Source organism: Flavobacterium psychraerolatum (genome assembly GCF_025960985.1).
In the GTDB taxonomy this organism is placed as follows: domain Bacteria; phylum Bacteroidota; class Bacteroidia; order Flavobacteriales; family Flavobacteriaceae; genus Flavobacterium.
In genome coordinates, this window is the sequence record NZ_JAOQMX010000003.1 from 20,837 (window position 1) to 39,612 (window position 18,776).

Here is an 18,776-nt window from a genome sequence, read left to right on the forward strand (position 1 = left end):
CTCTTATAAATTTGACCGAATGGCTGCTGCCAAACTTTCAAACTCTTCTTTAGTCATTTTCACTTTCGATATAAAACGCATATCCTCCATATTACTTATAGGCACAAGATGTACGTGGGCATGTGGGACCTCTAGTCCAATCACAGACAACCCTATCCTATTACACGGAATCGTTTTCTCTATAGCCAAAGCTACTTTTCGAGAAAAATGCATTAAACCCATATAATGCTCTTCGTCTAAGTCGAATAGTTTATCTACTTCAACCTTAGGTATACAAAGTGTATGTCCTTTGGTATTTGGATTTACATCCAAAAAAGCAAAATAATCATCGTTTTCTGCAATTTTATAACATGGAATTTCGCCCTTTATAATTTTAGTAAAAATAGAACTCATCTTTTTTTATTTTTAATTTGCACCATCCAATATTCCAATTGATTTCACCAATTGAGGTTGATTATTGTCTTTTGAACTTAGTCTCTAGAAATCTCTACAATTTCAAATTTTATAGTACCGTTAGGCACAGTAATTTCTGCTACATCACCTACTGATTTCCCTAGTAATCCTTTTCCAATTGGAGAAGTTACAGAGATTTTTCCTGTTTTCAAATCGGCTTCACTTTCAGCTACAAGAGTGTAGTTCATTTCCATTCCGTTTGCTTGGTTTTTAATTTTTACTTTCGACAAAACCAATACCTTAGATAAGTCAAGATTTGTTTCATCAATCAAACGCGCATTCGAATGTACTTCTTCCAATTTTGAAATACGCATTTCTAACATTCCCTGTGCTTCTTTGGCAGCATCATATTCTGCGTTTTCAGACAAATCACCTTTATCTCTTGCTTCAGCAATATCAGCAGATGCTTTTGGACGCATGACCGACTTCAAGTAATCTAACTCTTCTCTTAATTTTTTTAATCCTTCAGCTGTATAATAAGATATTGCGCTCATAGTTGTATGGTTTATATAAATAGAAAAAATCCCATCAGGACGGGATTTCTTTTTACAAAGATAGTATTATTTTTCTTAGTCAAAAATTATACCGATTCAATATTTAATATCATCGGATTGGTTGGTATTTTTTTAATATTCTTTTGGTCTCTTAGCTAAATAATCTCTGTTGATTTATAAATTAATTTGATAAAAAATAGCTTTACGACTAGAATCAAAGTTAAATAAATTAAATTTGTTTGACTAATGGTTTCGTCATATTTAAACAACAAGATAATCATTGTCTATGTTTTTTATTTGTAATACTACCAAATTATTAAAATAAAATATAATAACTCTACAATGAATGATCAAATTTGGAGTTAATACCATAACCAAGTTCAAAACAAACAGATGAAAAAAATACTTATTGCACTACTCTTTTTAGGATTTATTTCGAGCTGTTCCACCAATGGAATTAGCAATAACAATCCCTATATCCCCAGCTATTCAATCAACTTAAGCATCAACACAGATTTACCTGCTTACACCAAGTTAACATTCGCAAGTAATGCCATATATTATGCTGGTGTTGGCGCCAAAGGCATCTACATATTCAATACAGGAAGTGGCTACAATGCTTTTGATGCTGCTTGTCCTAATCAATCTTTAAGCGCTTGCTCCACCATGACTCTCAAAGGAATTAACCTCGTTTGTCCTTGCGATAACGAAGAATACAGCTTATTCTCTGGACTTAGCACATTAAAATACCCTCTAAAACAATATCGAGTTGAAATAAATGGAGCTATTATAAGAGTTACCAATTAAAACTAAAAAAGCCTGAAAATAATATTTTCGGGCTTTTTTAGTTTTATTCGTAGTTAATCTAGAATTTTAATGTCATTCCAACTAAGACATTTATACCTGCTTGAGGGTAATAGTAAACATAACCACCTCCATAATCGGCTCCATTTGAAACATACGAACGGTTTAAGAAATTATTAAGCAAACCATTGATTGTAATTGATTTGAAAACTGATTTTGGAAAAATAGTATAACTCACATTAAAATCATTAACAAAGTAATTCGCTAACTCTCCTTGATGATCTTCAATGTTATTCAAAAATTGACTTCCAACAAATTTAGAAAGCAAATTCAATTGTAAATTGGCTATTGGAGTATATGAAATACTATTTCCAGCAATTAATTTGGGAGAAAATGCAATATCTGTATTCCCTAAATTGGTCACTGTACCATCATCATTGTCCAAATTAAAGTTTACATTTTTATTATCACTTAAAGTAATATTCGGTCGAATACTCCATTTTTTATTCAATAGAAAATTAGCATCTATCTCTAACCCTAATCTATAGCTTTTCCCTACATTTTTACGAATAGGGTTTCCTACATTATCCAATTTACCCGTTAATACAAGTTGATCTTTATAACCCATATAATACCCATTCACGTTCAAACTAGATTTGGATGTTCCAAATCTCCATCCTAGTTCAAAGTCATTTAATTTCTCAGGTTTTACACTCCCCCCTTTATAGTCAGAGCGATTAGGCTCACGATTCGCACGTGCATAGGAGAAATAAAATTTATTATACTTATTTAAATCGTAATTTAATCCTGCTTTTGGGTTAAAAAAGTTAAAACTATCATTTACAAGTCCCGTATCTACACTATTGGCTTTATAATGCACATTACGCAATTGAAGATCTCCATAAAAACTAATTTTATCCGTGATTTGATAATTTGCTTTAGCAAAAAAATTAGCATCGTTTTTAGTAGATTTATTGACATCTCTTAAATCTCCATATTGACTATTTGATGGGTATTGAAGCCATAAAAGCTCTGTATAATGCATTCCTTCATAACGATTCACTCCACCTCCAAGAATTACATCCAAGTTCTCTTCTTTGTAATTAGCAGAAAAAGTAGTTCCGTAGAAATCATTATTTAACCATTTTCTTCTAGTGTAATCAGTCGAATTGATAACCTTACCATTTACTGTTATTGGATCTAACCCTAAAAAGGAATATTGAGCATCATCTTCATAATAAATAGAAGTATATTTATAATCGTCAACAAACTCTTCATAATACCCTTTCCCTTTGGTATAATGAAAAGCTAAATTGGTATTCCAATGTTTAGACACTTTTTCATTCCAATGTAATTGTGCATGATCTTGTTGATAGTTATCTACTTGATTATTATAAAAACCTTGCAAATTACCCTTATCATCAAACTTTTCTCCAGAAGAGTTATAAGTTCTATCAGTTGCTAACGTAGCAGCATCTACCCCATTCCAAGATTGATATGTTCTTTCGGTACCTCCAAAAACTAAGGCCTTTATTAAAGTTGTATTCCCTATATAAGTACCTTGTAAAAAATAAGATTTTAAATCAGAACTTGCTCTATCAACGTAACCATCCGATTTTAAAGTTGACAAACGTCCTGCTAGTTCGAAGTGATCATTCATTAATCCAGTACTAAATTTAACAGTATGTTTTTGAGTATTGAAACTTCCGTAAGAATTGGAAACCTCACCATTGCTTGCTTTTGCATAATTATCGGTCAACATATTTAAACTAGCACCAAAAGCTCCGGCACCATTAGTCGATGTCCCTACACCACGTTGCAATTGCAAACTTTGAACTGATGAAGCAAAATCCGGCATATTTACCCAAAAAGTACCATGACTTTCTGAATCATTATACGGAATTCCGTTGATTGTTACATTCACACGAGTCGCATCACTACCACGCACTCGGATTCCTGTATACCCCACACCAGTACCAGCATCACTAGTCGTTACCACAGAAGGCATATAATTCATCAAAATTGGAATATCCTGTCCTAGATTTCGAGGTGCAATATCTTTCTTGTCTAAATTACTAAAACTCATGGGTGTTTTATCATTGACACGAATAGCCGAAATCAACACCTCATCTAGTTTATTCAGATTGGTAGAATCTTTTACTTGAGCGAAAGAAAAAAAAGAGAACAGATAACAGATAACAGATAATACTAAAGGCTTACTTTGTGCCCTTGTGCCTTTGAGGCAAGAAGAAATAAACTTTGTAATCATTCGTAAAAATATTACGAATAAAAGGGGCAATTATTCAATTATTAATTGCTTTTTCACACTTATTCATCAACTACATTAGTATTTGACAAAACTTTTTCCCTTGACAACATTACTCGTCCAGGTTCGTTGGGTATAATCTCAGCCTAACCTTCTGGATTGTTTTCAGAATTAAAGCACCCCTTTGAGACGGCGCAAAGGTAAAAAAGAAACCGTTCAAAAAAACTTTTTTCTTAATTTTTTCTTAATTAAAAAATAAAGAAAACTAAAAACCAGAGCATCAATGCTCTGGCGTCTTTCTAGTTTTCTTTATTTCTGATGTGTTTTTCTTATCTTTAATCCGCTTCCTAATAGCAGATTTGGGTATTCTGGTCACTTTTCTAATCTTAGGTATAATTAGCCCTTGTTCAATAATTTTCAAAAAACGTTTGATAACGATGCTTTTATTTTTTAGTTGCGAACGGTCTTCATCACATTGCAACATCAATATATTCTCAGCCGTCAGTCTAGATTGCAACTTCGATTCCAATAGCGTTTTTTCTCTTTCTGTAAGTGCTTGTGACTGATTTAAATCAAAAGTCAAAATAACTTTTGAAGAGACTTTGTTTACATTTTGCCCCCCTGCCCCACTACTTCGTACTGCTTTGAACTGCAGCTCTGCTATTATTTTTTGAACATCCATTATTTAAGGTCTTTGATGCGCTTCTTTCAACAAATCGTTGACTGTTTTTACCGGATTAAATGTAACCAAAGGTACTTGAACAAAAATAGTCAACCATTCTGCCATAGCACCATTCCATAAACCTGGAAGTTCGTAGGCTTTGATTGGTTTACCTCCAATATTTTTCTCTACAATAAATCCACTATTATGATCCACAAACTTATTCAAGTCAAATTTCTCTCCTTTGAAGTTTTTGATTACACAAACCAAATCTACAGGATTAAAATGTGTCGCCTCTTGAAGAATATTCGATTGCTTTCGGCTCCCAAGATCCACTTGTGTAGACTCCACAATTTGCAATGAGATTTCGTTTTTTTCATTTCGAACCCAAAAAGGGCCTCCACCCGGCTCTCCTTCGTTCTTCACCATTCCGCATACACGCATTGGTCTGTCCAAGGCTTTTTTGATTGATTTCAATTGACTTTTAAAAGTGAAATCGTAAAAATTAATTCCCATATCGCGGTTTAGCTTCTCCTTGAAAAATGCAACAACTTCTGGAATCTGATCTTCCGTCAGTTCTCCATTTTCAATTTGTTTTAGATAACCAAAAACGCCTTGTTGCACATCCAGTAAAATCCCGGCAAGTGCTTTTTTATACAAGGCGACATTTTCATTATTATGAAGAATGACATTGTCAATGTTTTTAATAAAAACTATATCTGCATCAAATTGATTTAAATTATCAATCAAAGCTCCATGTCCACCTGGTCTAAACACCAACTGACCTACATTATCTCTAAAAGGCTCATCGTTCATATCGACAGCAATAGTGTCTGTGCTTTTATTTTGAAAAGAATACGATACATCTACAGATGTCTGTGTTTCTCTCTCAACCAAATGTTTAATGGTATTAATAATGCCTTCAAATGACGACTTATGATCTTCGGAAACTGTAAAATGCAGGTTCGAAATTCCATTTACGCTTGAATAATAACCACATTCGTATAAATGTTCTTCAATTGGAGTTGCAATATTGTTTAAATAAACATGAAAAGGTAAAATTCCTTTTGGCTTATTTGAATAATCAAAATAGTCTGGAGACATTAACATTTTGATAAAAGAGTAATTTTTTTTATCTCTCGTAAATGATCTAAAATCAGGATAAACTTCTTTCAACTTAGCATACACCTCATCATAAAACGGAAACTTATCCATACCTACAATAAAAATAGCAATATCGTAAGCCATGTAACGATTGACATAAGCATTGATGGAATCTTTTTCGACATCAAACTTATTCAAAAATGTATTCAAGAATTTAAACATTCTAGTAGCAGCACCAGATGCTGGAACAAATTTTAGAAGTTTAAGATTAGTTTTATTCGCATCAAAAAATAATGCCCGATTTTCAAAATCAGCATCTGATAAATCAATGATACCGTTACCTAATCTAGCAGGTTCTACAAGATTCGTTTTAGCAATACCATTTTTAAAAAAATCTAGTTGTTTTTCAACGTTTTCTAACGAAATTCCGTGTGCCTCAAGTTGTTTACCATCTGCTTCCGAAAAACCTAACTCAGCCAAATCTATCTTACTATCTTCCATCTTAATTTTATCTTTATAATTTTATTTACGAAATACCTTTCTTAAATAATAATTCAAATTTAACATTTTATTGTATTGTATTCAAAATACGCTACTCACTTTTTATTATTTTTTTCCACTCAAGATAAGCAACTACCGCCAATCCTGTAAAAATCAAATATTGTAATGACAACATTCCTAAGCCTCTATATCCATATAAAGGAGCTGCAATTGCATCTCCAACAATCCACAATGTCCAATTTTCAATTTTTTTATTGGCCATGAACCACATTCCCGTAAAAAATAATCCAGATGTAAAGATGTCGATATAATTGTCCCAATGAATTTTGTAATCAAAAACCGCGTAAACTGCGTACACTACAGCAATTGTTAAGCCAAAAAGCAAGAAACCAACTATTTTTTCTTTTCTATTAGTCCTCGAAATTGGCAAAACGGCTCCAGCTCTACCTTTTGCAGACCATTTATACCAACCATAAATGCTCATCACACTAAAATAAGCATTAATTAACATGTCTCCCAAATAACCAGCGACAAATAGCAAAAACATGGTAATCACTGTTGCTATTAATCCAATGGGATAGACTAATATATTTTCTTTTCTGGCCAATAGTACGCTCCAAATACCACAAACGAATGCTATAAATTCTAATATTATTTGATACTGTGGTGTATCTTGATATGCATCTAAAAAAAAGTCTAACATTATATAATTTTATAATTATCAAATTGAGGGGGATATTCAAAAAAACAACTATCCTTTTCAAAGGCTGTCCCAATAACAACCACATCTGCACCTACTTCATACATGATCTTTATTTCGTCCATAGACGTGATTCCACCTCCTACGATTAAAGGAATTTCAATATTATCTGCCACCAACCGAACCATTTCAAGAGGAACAGACTGCTCTGCTCCACTTCCTGCTTCTAAATAAATCAATTTATTTCCTAACATTTCGCCAGCCAATGCTGTCGCTAGAACAATATCATAATCACTACGATTCAAAGGCTTGGTTTTACTTACTTTTTCGACTGCTGTTTTTGTACCACTTTCTATCAAAACATAACCAGTTGGAATAATTTCGAGTTGGGTTTTTTTCAAAAACGGTGCTGCTTTTACTTGGTGTTCAATCAAAAAATCTGGGTTGCGGCCAGAAAGTAACGAGAGAAATAATATTCCATCTGCCTCATTAGATATTTGCGAAGGATCTCCTGGAAACAAAATGATTGGCAAACTAACTTTTTGTTTTAATCGAATAATCAATTCATCAATTCTTTTGGATGTAACTAGGCTTCCTCCAATAAACACATGGGTTGCAGGAGAATAATTTATTTTATCAGAAAGTGAATCTAGGGTATCCCAAACAATTTTGTCTGGATCTAACAATATGACTAACAACTTCTTTTTAGTAAATTTACATTCTAATATTTCTTGGTATATCTTGTTGTTCTTTTGCATCTGGTTGTAAAAGTAGCGGTTTTTTTCTAAAAGATTTACAGCGTTTTTCAAATGACTTTAATCTATTTCTATTTTATAAGACATGATTATAATCATATAATGACTTTAATTATAAAGCTACCTTTGTGTCAACGGATCTCTTCCTTAAATAAATTATAATGAAAAAAGAGCTAAAAGACATTACCAACAGAGAAGACATATCACTACTTGTTCGTACTTTCTATGATAAAATAAGAGCAGATCAAGAAATTGGTTTCTATTTTAACGAAATGATTAATGATTGGGACGAACACTTGGATAAATTGACCGATTTCTGGGAGATGAATCTTTTTGGTAATAAATTTTATAAAGGCAATCCGCTAGAAGCACACGTAAACGTGGACAAGCATTTTGGAGGCAAAATTGGCCCGAATGAATTTGGTATTTGGCTAAACCATTGGGCACAAACTTTGGACGAACTTTTTGAAGGCGAAAATGTAGATATATTGAAACGTAGGGCTAGAAAAATGGGGACTTTTATCTATATGGGAATGTTTAATAGTCGTAGTTAAGTTTTGCAGAGATACAAAAGCATTAAACCTACAAGAGATTTAAAAGTATATAGGTTTTCGAACTTAAAATGTAATTATTTATGATATCCAAAAAGTGGTGGGTCGGCAGGTCTTCGACAAGCTCAGATGGACAGATTGGGGTATGAAATTCTCTCTATTAAACAAATGATTATTGTAGTTAAAAACATGAAAAAATAACATTGCTAAAGTGCTCATTTGGTGCAGTCTTTGACAAGATTAGATGAAGAAAGTGCAGCCTAAAAATGTTATAATTTAACAATGTAGTCTTTGTATCCAAAAATTGCTCGGTTGGCGTGATCTTAGACAAGCTCAGACGGACAGATTGAAGCTCAAAAACATTTAAAGGTATAAGAAAAATCGTGATACATAAGTTTTGCGTCTCGAACCTTTAACTCGTAACTTAGAACCACTCTTTCTCAAAAGCATAGACTAGACCGAAATTCTCCACGGCTTCGTAATAAACATCAAATTGTTTTTGAATGTCTCCAAAATTAAGGTTAGCAGTGGTCTTTATTTCTTGTAAATCAAAAGGTAATACTTGAATATGGTCTTTAAAACTGATTCCTTTTTCGTTTTGGATTTTAAATATTGCTTCTTTGGCACCCCAAATTACTGTTAGTTTTTGAATGTACTCGTTTACATCCTCAATAGACAGGAATTTCACTTCAGATGTAATAAATTTATCTGCAATTCTAATTATTTTTTCTCGGTGCAATTCAATATCAATTCCAACGGATCTATTGCTGATGATAATTGCCGAAAACTCATGAGAATGGGTGATAGAAATGTATTTATCATCTTCGAGATGTGGTTTCCCAAACTCATCATAGTACAAGTCTAAATCATTATAACCTGCTTCTTGAAGGAGTTTACGAACACTCAAAAATCCACGTTGATGTAGTTCTGACTTCATTCCGATTAGGCGTTCGCGGTTTTTCATGTTCAACACTACTTCGGAGAAAAGCTGCTCGTAGGTTTCAGTGATTTTCCAAACGAGAATTTGGGTTTGAGAATCGAAAAAAAAGTTTTTGAATAACGGCATTTTGTTGGTTTTGCTGGTTTTTTTAGCCCCGATAGTAGCGTAAATCCTTGTGGGGGCGGGCATTATGCCCCCACAAGATTGAAGCGGATAGCGGGAAATAGCTCCTAAATAATTAGATGAAATTTTTTTTATTTTGCTGGTTTTTAAAAACTTAGACTTGTAAACAATTCATAAATGTTTACTAATCCTTTTTAAATCATAACTTATTATGTAAATTTGCATCGAATTTTATAATTACAAATATACTATAAATGAGTACATCGACTATGCCTTATGTGGCTTTCAAAGTAAAAGATATTTCTCTAGCGGCTTGGGGAAGAAAAGAAATTGAATTAGCAGAAGCTGAAATGCCAGGTTTAATGGCACTTCGTTCTGAGTACAAAGACGAACAACCTCTTAAAGGAGCTCGTATTGCAGGATGTTTGCACATGACTATTCAAACAGCGGTTTTGATTGAAACTTTGATCGCTCTTGGTGCTGAAGTTACTTGGTCATCTTGTAATATTTTCTCAACTCAAGATCAAGCTGCTGCTGCAATTGCTGCTGCTGGAATTCAGGTTTATGCTTGGAAAGGTTTGAACGATGCAGATTTTGACTGGTGTATTGAGCAAACATTATTCTTTGGTGAAGATAAAAAACCATTGAATATGATTCTTGATGACGGTGGAGATTTAACAAATATGGTTATTGACCGTTTCCCTGAATTGGTTCCTGGAATCAAAGGATTATCTGAAGAAACTACTACTGGAGTTCACAGATTATACGAAAGAATGAAAGCAGGAACATTGCCAATGCCAGCTATCAATGTAAATGACTCGGTAACTAAATCTAAATTTGATAACAAATACGGTTGTAAAGAATCTGCAGTTGATGCAGTTCGTCGTGCGACTGACATTATGTTGGCTGGAAAAAGAGTAATCGTTTGTGGTTACGGTGATGTAGGTAAAGGTACTGCAGCTTCTTTTAGAGGTGCTGGTTCTATTGTTACAGTTACTGAAATTGACCCAATTTGTGCTTTACAAGCTGCAATGGACGGTTTTGAAGTTAAAAAATTAAACACTGTTGTTGCTAATGCTGATATCATCATTACGACGACTGGAAATAAAGATATCATCAAAGGAAGTCACTTTGAGCAAATGAAAGATAAAACTATCGTTTGTAACATTGGACATTTTGATAACGAAATCGCTGTTGCTTGGTTGAACCAAAACCACGGTGCTTCAAAAATTGAAATCAAACCTCAGGTTGACAAATATACTATCAACGGTAAAGACATCATCCTTTTGGCTGAAGGTCGTTTGGTAAACCTTGGTTGCGCTACAGGTCACCCAAGTTTTGTAATGAGTAACTCATTTACTAACCAAACTTTGGCTCAAATCGAATTGTGGAAAAACAGTGCTGCTTACAAAAATGAAGTGTACATGTTACCAAAAATTCTTGACGAAAAAGTAGCGATGTTACACCTTGCTAAATTAGGTGTTGAACTTGAAACTCTTTCTGAAGAGCAAGCAGCCTATATCGGTGTTGGTGTTGATGGTCCATACAAACCGGAATACTACAGATACTAAATAATATTTGATTGTTGATTAACGTCCCGACCCTTCGGGATTGATTTCAGATTTGGCTCAAGAAGATTATTTGATTTTTGAAATTGCCATTGAAATTTATTTTTGATTGTTGATTAACGATTTATAGAAACCCTCATTATCCTAAAGCACTGGAAATGAGGGTTTTTTTTTAAATCACCGTTCATTTTAAATTTATTAGAAAACAACAATTAACTTTTAAATCTAAATCCTATACAAAAAAAAATCAAATAACTGATAACAAGCAGCTTGGTAATTGATTTTATTTGTAAATTTAATCACACAATCTCTGGCACAAATTTTGCAAGACGAAATGTAATTATTAAATTAAAACAAATACAATGAAAAAAATCATCTTAAGTATGGCGGTTGTAGCATTAATTTTTGCTACATCATGTAAAAAAGAAACAACCGAAGAGGTTTCAACTGAAATTGGAACAACTGAAACAGCAGACACTACAACACTAGAAACTGCTTATAATGATGCTGTCCTTAAATTAGAGGAAGCTAAGAAAAGTGGAGATGCAGAAGCTACAGCTACAGCTCAAGAAGCTGTAGATAATGCAAAAAATTCCTGGGAAGAAGCGAAAAGCAAAGCAGCAGAAATGGGTACTGACTTAAAAGAAAACCTTGAAGAAACAAGTGAAAAAATAGATGCTGCTGCTGCAAAAACAAAAGAAGACATTAACGAGTCTGTAACTAATGCCAAAGCTGCGATTAATACCGCAAAAACTGATGCTGTTAACAGCGCTACAACTGCTAAGGAAAACGTGGTGAAATCTGCAACTACTGCAAAAGAAAATGTAGATAAAGCAGCAGCAGCGGCCAAGGAAGATGCTGCTAAATCTGCTGCCGATGCAAAAGAAAATGCTAAAACAGGTTACAATGGTGCTGTTGACAAATTAAAAATGAAATAAACAACACCTATTATTTATTAAAGCTAGATTTTTCATCAACAACAAAATCTAGCTTTAATTTTAGACTTACACAACTACCCCTTTTATAAGGCAAATTATTGAAAAGTACCCAGATAGATTTGTACTTCTTCAAGATAACAATTCCACATAAATTCATACCCATTATCATAGTTTAAAATTCATACCGATTTTAATTATAAAGACAGATCCCACACTCAAAGATAGAGACAAGTAAAAAAAGTAACCTTATTCAATTTTTTACTAATAAAATAATTGTATTTTTATCCGATACTAAGTCTAATCGAAATTCAAAACCTTGAAGTATTACACACTTTTATTCGTTATTTTATTTTTTAATTCCTGTCAGTATTTTGACAAATCAGTTCCCTCGGAAAAAGAATTACTGCAAAAGGAATTGAAGTCTATAAATTGGAAAGAAGTGGACGAATACCCCTCTTTTGTAGATTGTAATAAAATTGAAGGTAAAACCGAGCGCCAACAGTGTTTTTTCCAGTTTTTAACCGAGTTAATACAAGAAAAAATACGCATAGACACCCTTTCTACCCTATATCCAGAACTAGATACTATTGAGGTCAAAGTAACCATATTTCCTAATTCTAGAATTCAGTTTGAGCCTTTATTCCCCAAAGACTCCGTTACTTATGACCGCATTAAAATTGATAGTATTTTAAAACGTAGATTGGTTGGATTTCCAAAAGTAAGTCCTGCTATCAAACGCGGAATACCAGTTAAGACGCAATTTGTTTTACCTGTTATTCTAAAAATTGAGTAATCTATTTACGGATGCGGTTGTTATTATGCCATTTCTTAAAAACAAAAATATTTCTAAATCCACGTTACCTAATGGCCTTTTTTCGCCCGATTTGGATTTTTTTCTCGAATGAAAATGTAAAGCAAAAGCAATAATAGCTTTTAGTATTTTTATAGTTGAATTAGCCTTGAACCTGTTAATTTTATCCTTACTTTTTTTGTGTTTAAAAAGGTTCTTCAACAGATTTATCTTCTTTTTCACCCTAAAACACATGGCTACTCTGCTCTAATTGCAGTTCAAACTATAGTTACCAACCTAAAAAATAAATATAATACTTAATAAAATAGCATTAAAAATGAAATAATTAGTTAAAGTAGCTTTGATTATTAATTAGAAATTTAATCTTTGTATTCTAAAACATTGAAGGTTTAATATAAAATCTAAACTATATCTGTTTTAAATGCAATAAAAAAGTTTTTACATAATTAATCTTTAAAGCACCAAAATGCCTTTTACATTTTCACATGCTGCGGCTGTACTGCCATTTTTCAAAAGTAGAAAAGTTTCTATTTCGGGGCTTATAGTTGGTTCTGTCGCTCCAGATTTAGTGTACTTTTTCAACATGAATTTAGATAGTAAATACAGTCATACTTTAAAAGGCGTTTTTACAATAGATTTCTTGTATGCATTCTTGCTCCTTTTTGTCTTTCATTTAATTATAAAGAAGGTACTAATTCATAATTTACCTAAATTTTTTCAATCAAGAACACAAGAGTTGTTACATACAGATTGGTTGTTCTATTTTAAACGGAATGTACCGGTGGTGTTACTCTCTTATGTTTTTGGAGCTTTCACACATCTTGTACTAGATTCTTTAACACACAACAATGGGTATTTTGTTATGCGGTACGATGCGTATAGTAAATCGTTTTTTGGCATTTCACTATTTATGTATGTGTATCGTTTTGTTTCTATTGGCGGTATGCTTTACATGATGTACTGTTTTTATAAGTTACCTGTAGTCAAGCAAAATTTCTCTAAGATAAACGTTTGGTATTGGTTGACAACGGCAATTGTTACAGCTGCTATTTTTTATTGGCGATGGACAAAAGGAATGATTGAAGTGGCACAAGTTCAAATATATTTGGTGGTTTTACTAGCATCCTTTGTTTGTGGGCTTGTGGTATCTGGCTTGCTCTTCGGTCGGTCAAAAGCTATTGCTTAAACGTACGCCCTTTCCATTCATACGACCCAAAAACACTGTAAAGTGCCACCGTCACAGCCCAAAACGGGTACAATACACTACTGAGAACTAGGTAACGAGTAGTTAAGCTTAAAAAGCGATTCGATTTTAAAATCAATCCTGCGTCGATAGCTATTTTTATTCCAATTAAAAATAATGCTGTTTGATAATGCATAAAAAAGAGCAGAAGAATGATTGTTAGGTTGCCCAAAAAAACAACGATTCCCAATCCTTTACCAAACTGACTTTTATAGGCAGTTGTCTTGGCTGCCCAGCGAACTCTTTGGTAAAAAAGCGCTTGCCAATTGTCTACTGGATTTGTTGTGATTGTCGTGTTTTTCGATTTTAAATACTGAACACTTTCGGGCGCATGGGCAATAGCTTTTTGGAGTAAAAAAACATCGTCACCACTAGCAATTGCGTCATTTCCTTCGAATCCATTTAGTGCTACAAAAAAAGATTTTGAATAAGCAAAGTTTGCTCCGTTACACATAAAACCTTTGTTTAGACCAAAGCTACCTATTGTTGCTCCTTGTAAACTAGCCAAGTCCAATTGCTGAAAATGGTGTAAAAACGAATTCCCACACTCATAACGCACCGCTCCTGCAAGCATCTCTACGTTATGATTTTGAATGTAATCATCTAGGGTAGACAGCCATTTTTGGGGTACAATACAATCGGCATCAGTAGTAATAATCCAATCTGTTTTTACAATTTGCATTGCTGTAGTAATCGCGTCTTTTTTAGGGGAATTCGAAACTCGATTATTTTGTACCACTTTAATCCTGAATCCAAAATCCTGAATCACGAATTTTTCCTCTGATTCGTCATCAATTAAAATAAGTTCAAATAAATCAGTCGGGTAGTCCAACTTTGTAAGGCTTTCTAATAGTTGAGGTAGATTTTTGGCTTCATTTCGAAAAGGAACCAGAATACTGAATTTTGTTTTTGGTATCGAATATGAACTAGTGTATGTTTTTACTTTCGAAAAGCCATAAATAAGTCCTAAAATAGAAAGACCATATAAAAGGAGTATGATAGTAAGTAGTAGCATCATTTTTTTCGAAAGGATTGTCTGTTATGTTATGCTGTCGCTAGGAATTTTGGTCTTGAAATTTAGCACATAAAAACTACCCAAAATAACAGGGATCACAACATTTAAAAACCACATTAATGTGGATACAAAAATAATAATCCACTCATTCACGCCCAAAACACCAAAAAAGTATAATGCAACACTACCTTTTACCGCAAATTCTAAAAACTGAAAACTAGGCAAGCTAGAAGCTAAAAAGTAGACACTCGTTACCGCTGCCATCAAGGTTAGGTACGGCAAGTCCACATCAAAGCCTAAAAATAAAAAGTAATATTGATGCGAAAAAACGAAGTAGCGGCAACAGCCCAAAAAGATATTGCGACGGTGAATTCCTTCAGGAATAGCATTTATTTTGGCTACCAATTTTTCTATTGAATAGCCTTTTAGAGTGATTTTTTTTATCGAAAATAAAACAACTACCAAACTAATAAATCCTAGCAGGATAAAAAGTACAGTTTGGGTTGGAAGAACTTGAAATTTATAATTAAAATAAAACAAGCCAAAAAAACCAAAAATAACGGTTAATACCATTTGGATTCCGTTACAAATGAGATTTAGAAAAATTACTTGCTTGGTATCACTTTTGTCAAAATACAGCGCTTTACCCGCATATTCGCCCACGCCATTTGGAGTAAAAACACCAGCGGTCAAAGCAGCCAAAACTTGTTTGGTCGATTCTAAGGTTGATATTGGTCGAATATAGGATGCGAGATTCTTCCATTTCAAGATTTCGAAATAGCGATTTAAAATACTCAATAGCAAAATAAAGCCAACGCCTGTAATCGATTTGTTCTTGTTGAAAATAGTAATAAATTGATGCCAATCAAGTTTGTCATTGTTTGCAAGCTGACTATAAATAAAATAAAAAGCACCGCCTACAATCAAAAGTTTGACTAGAAGTACAAGGAATTGCTTAGTTTTGTGAGGAATCGAAATCATTAGGGCAAAGAAACAAAACTTTGTACTTTGAAACGTTAAACTTGAAACAAAACTTTTGGCAAACGAACGCATCATATTAGGGATTGATCCCGGAACCACAATCATGGGTTTTGGAATCATTCGCGTGATTAATAAAAAAATGGAATTTGTGCAACTCAATGAATTGCAACTTTCAAAATACGACAATCACTATCAAAAACTGAAGATAATTTTTGAACGTACGATCGAATTGATTGACACACATAATCCAGACGAAATTGCTATTGAAGCTCCTTTTTTTGGTAAAAATGTGCAGTCGATGCTGAAACTAGGTCGCGCACAAGGTGTGGCTATGGCCGCGGGACTTTCGAGAGATATTCCGATCACAGAATACGAACCTAAGAAGATAAAAATGGCAGTAACCGGTAACGGAAATGCCAGCAAAGAACAAGTCGCCAAAATGCTACAACAACTCTTGGGTTTGAAAGAACTACCCAAAAACCTCGATTCAACCGATGGATTGGCAGCTGCGGTTTGTCACTTTTTCAATTCAGGAAAAGTCATTGGCGAAAAAAGCTATTCTGGTTGGGATGCTTTTGTGAAAAATAATGAATCTCGTGTAAAAAAATAGTTTTCGGTCCTTGTACTGAAAACTGCGACTATAACTGAACACTAAAAAAAATGTCCGGAATCTATATCCACATCCCTTTTTGCAAGCAGGCTTGTAATTATTGCGACTTTCATTTTTCGACTTCTATGAAAAAGAAAGACGAAATGGTTTTGGCTATTGCCAAAGAAATTCGGTTGCGCAAAAATGAGGGGCAAAATAAGGACGAATTGTCGAAGGTTGAAACCATTTATTTTGGAGGAGGAACACCTTCCGTTTTGAGTTTAGATGAGATAAATTTTTTAATTGAAACAGTTTATGCAAACTATGCTGTTGTCGATAATCCCGAAATCACTCTAGAAGCCAATCCGGATGATCTATCTGAAGAACGAATTATAGCTTTTTCGAAAAGTAAAATTAATAGACTAAGTATTGGTGTTCAGTCGTTTTTTGAAGATGATTTGAAGATGATGAATCGTGCACACAATTCAGAAGAAGCCATCAAATGTCTGGCAGTAGCCACACAATACTTTGATAATATTTCACTTGATTTGATTTATGGTGTCCCAGGAATGACCAACAATAAATGGCGACAAAATATTGAAACGGCTTTGAGTTTTGGCATTCCGCACATATCTAGTTATGCTTTAACTGTAGAGCCCAAAACGGCGCTCAAGAAATTGATAGAAACCGGTCAGGTTGCCGAACCTAGTGATGCAGTGGCTCAAGAGCACTTTATGATTTTGGTCGACACCTTAGAGAAAAATAATTTTATCCATTACGAACTCTCTAATTTTGGTAAAGAAAATTATTTTTCGAAAAACAATTCTAGCTATTGGTTGGGTAAAAAATATATAGGTGTTGGTCCTTCCGCTCACAGTTATGACGGTAAATTGCGCAGTTGGAATATCGCTAATAATGGATTATATCTCAAATCTATTCAAAATGATGCGCTACCTAGTGAAGCGGAAATTCTATCCACTGCAGACCGTTACAATGAATATGTTATGACTGGATTGCGAACGATTTGGGGTGTTTCATTAGAACGGGTTGAAACCGAATTTGGATCAAGTTATTTTGAGTATTTGAAAAAACATTCTCAGAAATTCTTATCTGATGATTTACTTTTTATAGAAAATGATATTCTAAAACCAACACAAAAAGGAAAATTCCTAACGGATGGAATTGCGAGTGATTTGTTTTATCTAGTATAAATACGATGATCAGAATGGTTAGCGTTATTATATTCAAAAGTAATCTGTTTCAATTCCTCCTAATTTCAAGTAACTTCTTTGTATCTTACCTTTATAAAAAATGATTATGAACTTTTCTCTTTCATTATATCTTAAGTTTAAACTAATATCGTTATGAATTTAGAAAATTATTATGAATATTGCCTATCCAAAAAAGGTGTAACCGAGCACTTTCCATTTGACGAAAACACGTTGGTTTTTAAAGTAGGAGGAAAAATGTTTGCATTAAGTTCATTAAGTCAATGGGAGCAAGAAATACCTAAGGTCAACCTAAAGTGTAATCCAGAGCGTGCACAAGAGTTACGCGCAGAATATGATTCTATCGTACCTGGATATCACATGAGTAAGGTGCACTGGAACACGATTGCGATCAATCAAGAAGTACAAGATGTTCTAGTGAAAGAATTAATAGATCATTCGTATGAGCTTGTTATAGGAAGTCTAACCAAAAAACTTCGAAATGAGCTTCAAAATTTATAGTTTTCCATTGGTCGATACATTTTAACGTCTCACCTAGCAGGATAAAAAAAGCAGCGAATAGATTTACTGCCTTTAAAATATATAAGTATCTTTAAATCCAAACTGATATTCAAATTCAATGAACAAGGCTTTAAACATACTTTTAATAGAAGACGATGAAATTGAAGTAATGAAATTCAATCGTGTGGTGAGCAAATTAAAATTAAATCATAAAATCATAGAAGCAAATAATGGTGAAGAAGCAATTGAAATTTTAAAAACCAAAGACATAGTTCCAGATATTATTGTTCTGGATTTAAATATGCCTAAAATCAATGGAATTGAGTTCCTAGGTATTTTGAAAGCAGATGAGTACTTAAAATACATACCCATTATCATATTGTCTACCTCAAACCATCAAAAGGATTTATTGGAATGTTACCGTATCGGTATTGCGGGATATGTTATCAAACCATTAAAATATGAGGATTATGTAGAGAGAATCACCAAACTCGTCGAGTACTGGAGTTTGAATGAGTTAATTACAAATTAGGTAACTTTAATTGGCAT

Annotated in this window: 20 protein-coding genes; 10 read left to right on the plus strand and 10 right to left on the minus strand. The window is 33.4% G+C overall.

Annotated elements, in window-relative coordinates; genetic code table 11:
• Positions 1-3: 3 nt before the first annotated feature.
• Together M2326_RS01945 and greA are read right to left on the minus strand one after the other, a co-directional pair.
• Complete coding sequence (locus tag M2326_RS01945) at positions 4-393, minus strand: HIT family protein (RefSeq protein ID WP_264617871.1); 390 nt, start codon at positions 391-393, stop codon at positions 4-6.
• Between the two features lie 77 nt (positions 394-470).
• Entirely contained in the window at positions 471-947 is a 477-nt protein-coding gene (gene greA / locus M2326_RS01950) for a transcription elongation factor GreA (RefSeq protein WP_264617872.1), read from the minus strand.
• A 393-nt stretch (positions 948-1,340) separates the two neighbouring features.
• Between greA and M2326_RS01955 the strand changes: the two genes are divergently transcribed.
• Positions 1,341-1,754, plus strand: coding sequence for a Rieske (2Fe-2S) protein (locus M2326_RS01955; protein WP_264617873.1), 414 nt, complete (start codon positions 1,341-1,343; stop codon positions 1,752-1,754).
• 58 nt (positions 1,755-1,812) lie between these two features.
• On the opposite strand, the gene M2326_RS01960 is transcribed toward M2326_RS01955, so the two are convergent.
• The 5 genes from M2326_RS01960 to M2326_RS01980 all read right to left on the minus strand — a co-directional run bounded on the left by M2326_RS01960 (position 1,813) and on the right by M2326_RS01980 (position 7,741).
• On the minus strand, positions 1,813-4,020 hold the full coding sequence (locus M2326_RS01960) for a TonB-dependent receptor (RefSeq protein ID WP_264617874.1): 2,208 nt from the start codon (positions 4,018-4,020) through the stop codon (positions 1,813-1,815).
• Positions 4,021-4,297: 277 nt separating this feature from the next.
• On the minus strand, positions 4,298-4,699 hold the full coding sequence (arfB, locus tag M2326_RS01965) for an alternative ribosome rescue aminoacyl-tRNA hydrolase ArfB (RefSeq protein WP_264617875.1): 402 nt from the start codon (positions 4,697-4,699) through the stop codon (positions 4,298-4,300).
• 3 nt (positions 4,700-4,702) lie between these two features.
• Positions 4,703-6,283, minus strand: coding sequence for a DUF4301 family protein (locus M2326_RS01970; protein WP_264617876.1), 1,581 nt, complete (start codon positions 6,281-6,283; stop codon positions 4,703-4,705).
• Positions 6,284-6,374: 91 nt separating this feature from the next.
• Positions 6,375-6,986, minus strand: coding sequence for a nicotinamide riboside transporter PnuC (pnuC, locus tag M2326_RS01975; protein WP_264617877.1), 612 nt, complete (start codon positions 6,984-6,986; stop codon positions 6,375-6,377).
• Positions 6,986-7,741, minus strand: coding sequence for a phosphoglycerol geranylgeranyltransferase (locus M2326_RS01980; RefSeq protein ID WP_264617878.1), 756 nt, complete (start codon positions 7,739-7,741; stop codon positions 6,986-6,988). Before M2326_RS01980 ends, pnuC begins: the two co-directional genes overlap by 1 nt.
• Positions 7,742-7,899: 158 nt before the next feature.
• On the opposite strand from M2326_RS01980, the gene M2326_RS01985 reads away from it, so the two are divergent.
• Positions 7,900-8,292 (plus strand): group III truncated hemoglobin, encoded by a 393-nt coding sequence (locus M2326_RS01985; protein WP_264617879.1) that lies wholly within the window; start codon positions 7,900-7,902, stop codon positions 8,290-8,292.
• A 421-nt stretch (positions 8,293-8,713) separates the two neighbouring features.
• On the opposite strand, the gene M2326_RS01990 is transcribed toward M2326_RS01985, so the two are convergent.
• Positions 8,714-9,355 (minus strand): 4'-phosphopantetheinyl transferase family protein, encoded by a 642-nt coding sequence (locus M2326_RS01990; RefSeq protein WP_264617880.1) that lies wholly within the window; start codon positions 9,353-9,355, stop codon positions 8,714-8,716.
• Positions 9,356-9,606: 251 nt separating this feature from the next.
• On the opposite strand from M2326_RS01990, the gene ahcY reads away from it, so the two are divergent.
• From ahcY to M2326_RS02010, 4 genes are all read left to right on the plus strand, one after another.
• Positions 9,607-10,923 carry an adenosylhomocysteinase gene (gene ahcY / locus M2326_RS01995; protein ID WP_264617881.1) on the plus strand — a complete coding sequence of 439 codons (1,317 nt, stop codon included), beginning with the start codon at positions 9,607-9,609 and terminating at the stop codon, positions 10,921-10,923.
• A 359-nt stretch (positions 10,924-11,282) separates the two neighbouring features.
• Positions 11,283-11,858 (plus strand): hypothetical protein, encoded by a 576-nt coding sequence (locus M2326_RS02000; protein ID WP_264617882.1) that lies wholly within the window; start codon positions 11,283-11,285, stop codon positions 11,856-11,858.
• 316 nt (positions 11,859-12,174) lie between these two features.
• The gene (locus M2326_RS02005; protein ID WP_264617883.1) at positions 12,175-12,651 is read left to right on the plus strand and encodes a hypothetical protein; all 477 of its coding nucleotides are present in this window, start codon (positions 12,175-12,177) and stop codon (positions 12,649-12,651) included.
• 484 nt (positions 12,652-13,135) lie between these two features.
• Positions 13,136-13,855, plus strand: coding sequence for a DUF4184 family protein (locus M2326_RS02010; RefSeq protein WP_264617884.1), 720 nt, complete (start codon positions 13,136-13,138; stop codon positions 13,853-13,855).
• On the opposite strand, the gene M2326_RS02015 is transcribed toward M2326_RS02010, so the two are convergent.
• Complete coding sequence (locus tag M2326_RS02015; RefSeq protein WP_264617885.1) at positions 13,845-14,930, minus strand: glycosyltransferase family 2 protein; 1,086 nt, start codon at positions 14,928-14,930, stop codon at positions 13,845-13,847. The two genes, M2326_RS02010 and M2326_RS02015, sit on opposite strands and share 11 nt — an antisense overlap.
• 21 nt (positions 14,931-14,951) lie before the next feature.
• Positions 14,952-15,908 carry a hypothetical protein gene (locus tag M2326_RS02020; protein WP_264617886.1) on the minus strand — a complete coding sequence of 319 codons (957 nt, stop codon included), beginning with the start codon at positions 15,906-15,908 and terminating at the stop codon, positions 14,952-14,954.
• Positions 15,909-15,963: 55 nt separating this feature from the next.
• On the opposite strand from M2326_RS02020, the gene ruvC reads away from it, so the two are divergent.
• The 4 genes from ruvC (at position 15,964) to M2326_RS02040 (ending at position 18,759) form a co-directional block, all read left to right on the plus strand.
• Entirely contained in the window at positions 15,964-16,518 is a 555-nt protein-coding gene (ruvC, locus tag M2326_RS02025) for a crossover junction endodeoxyribonuclease RuvC (protein WP_108739433.1), read from the plus strand.
• Between the two features lie 50 nt (positions 16,519-16,568).
• Positions 16,569-17,708, plus strand: a complete 1,140-nt coding sequence (gene hemW / locus M2326_RS02030; RefSeq protein WP_264617887.1) for a radical SAM family heme chaperone HemW — start codon at positions 16,569-16,571, stop codon at positions 17,706-17,708.
• Between the two features lie 153 nt (positions 17,709-17,861).
• A complete protein-coding gene (locus tag M2326_RS02035) occupies positions 17,862-18,227 on the plus strand; it encodes an MmcQ/YjbR family DNA-binding protein (RefSeq protein ID WP_264617888.1) in 366 nt (121 codons plus the stop codon).
• Between the two features lie 118 nt (positions 18,228-18,345).
• Positions 18,346-18,759 (plus strand): response regulator, encoded by a 414-nt coding sequence (locus tag M2326_RS02040; RefSeq protein ID WP_264617889.1) that lies wholly within the window; start codon positions 18,346-18,348, stop codon positions 18,757-18,759.
• Positions 18,760-18,776 lie beyond the last annotated feature (17 nt).

Coding starts and splice junctions, on each gene's coding strand:
- M2326_RS02040 (WP_264617889.1), top strand. CDS start 18,346: ATGAACAAGGCTTTAAACATACTTTTAATAGAAGACGATGAAATTGAA.
- M2326_RS01990 (WP_264617880.1), bottom strand. CDS start 9,355: ATGCCGTTATTCAAAAACTTTTTTTTCGATTCTCAAACCCAAATTCTC.
- M2326_RS01960 (WP_264617874.1), bottom strand. CDS start 4,020: ATGATTACAAAGTTTATTTCTTCTTGCCTCAAAGGCACAAGGGCACAA.
- M2326_RS01955 (WP_264617873.1), top strand. CDS start 1,341: ATGAAAAAAATACTTATTGCACTACTCTTTTTAGGATTTATTTCGAGC.
- pnuC (WP_264617877.1), bottom strand. CDS start 6,986: ATGTTAGACTTTTTTTTAGATGCATATCAAGATACACCACAGTATCAA.
- M2326_RS02010 (WP_264617884.1), top strand. CDS start 13,136: ATGCCTTTTACATTTTCACATGCTGCGGCTGTACTGCCATTTTTCAAA.
- M2326_RS02035 (WP_264617888.1), top strand. CDS start 17,862: ATGAATTTAGAAAATTATTATGAATATTGCCTATCCAAAAAAGGTGTA.
- M2326_RS01985 (WP_264617879.1), top strand. CDS start 7,900: ATGAAAAAAGAGCTAAAAGACATTACCAACAGAGAAGACATATCACTA.
- M2326_RS02020 (WP_264617886.1), bottom strand. CDS start 15,908: ATGATTTCGATTCCTCACAAAACTAAGCAATTCCTTGTACTTCTAGTC.
- greA (WP_264617872.1), bottom strand. CDS start 947: ATGAGCGCAATATCTTATTATACAGCTGAAGGATTAAAAAAATTAAGA.
- M2326_RS01945 (WP_264617871.1), bottom strand. CDS start 393: ATGAGTTCTATTTTTACTAAAATTATAAAGGGCGAAATTCCATGTTAT.
- M2326_RS01970 (WP_264617876.1), bottom strand. CDS start 6,283: ATGGAAGATAGTAAGATAGATTTGGCTGAGTTAGGTTTTTCGGAAGCA.
- ahcY (WP_264617881.1), top strand. CDS start 9,607: ATGAGTACATCGACTATGCCTTATGTGGCTTTCAAAGTAAAAGATATT.
- M2326_RS01980 (WP_264617878.1), bottom strand. CDS start 7,741: ATGCAAAAGAACAACAAGATATACCAAGAAATATTAGAATGTAAATTT.
- hemW (WP_264617887.1), top strand. CDS start 16,569: ATGTCCGGAATCTATATCCACATCCCTTTTTGCAAGCAGGCTTGTAAT.
- M2326_RS02015 (WP_264617885.1), bottom strand. CDS start 14,930: ATGATGCTACTACTTACTATCATACTCCTTTTATATGGTCTTTCTATT.
- arfB (WP_264617875.1), bottom strand. CDS start 4,699: ATGGATGTTCAAAAAATAATAGCAGAGCTGCAGTTCAAAGCAGTACGA.
- M2326_RS02000 (WP_264617882.1), top strand. CDS start 11,283: ATGAAAAAAATCATCTTAAGTATGGCGGTTGTAGCATTAATTTTTGCT.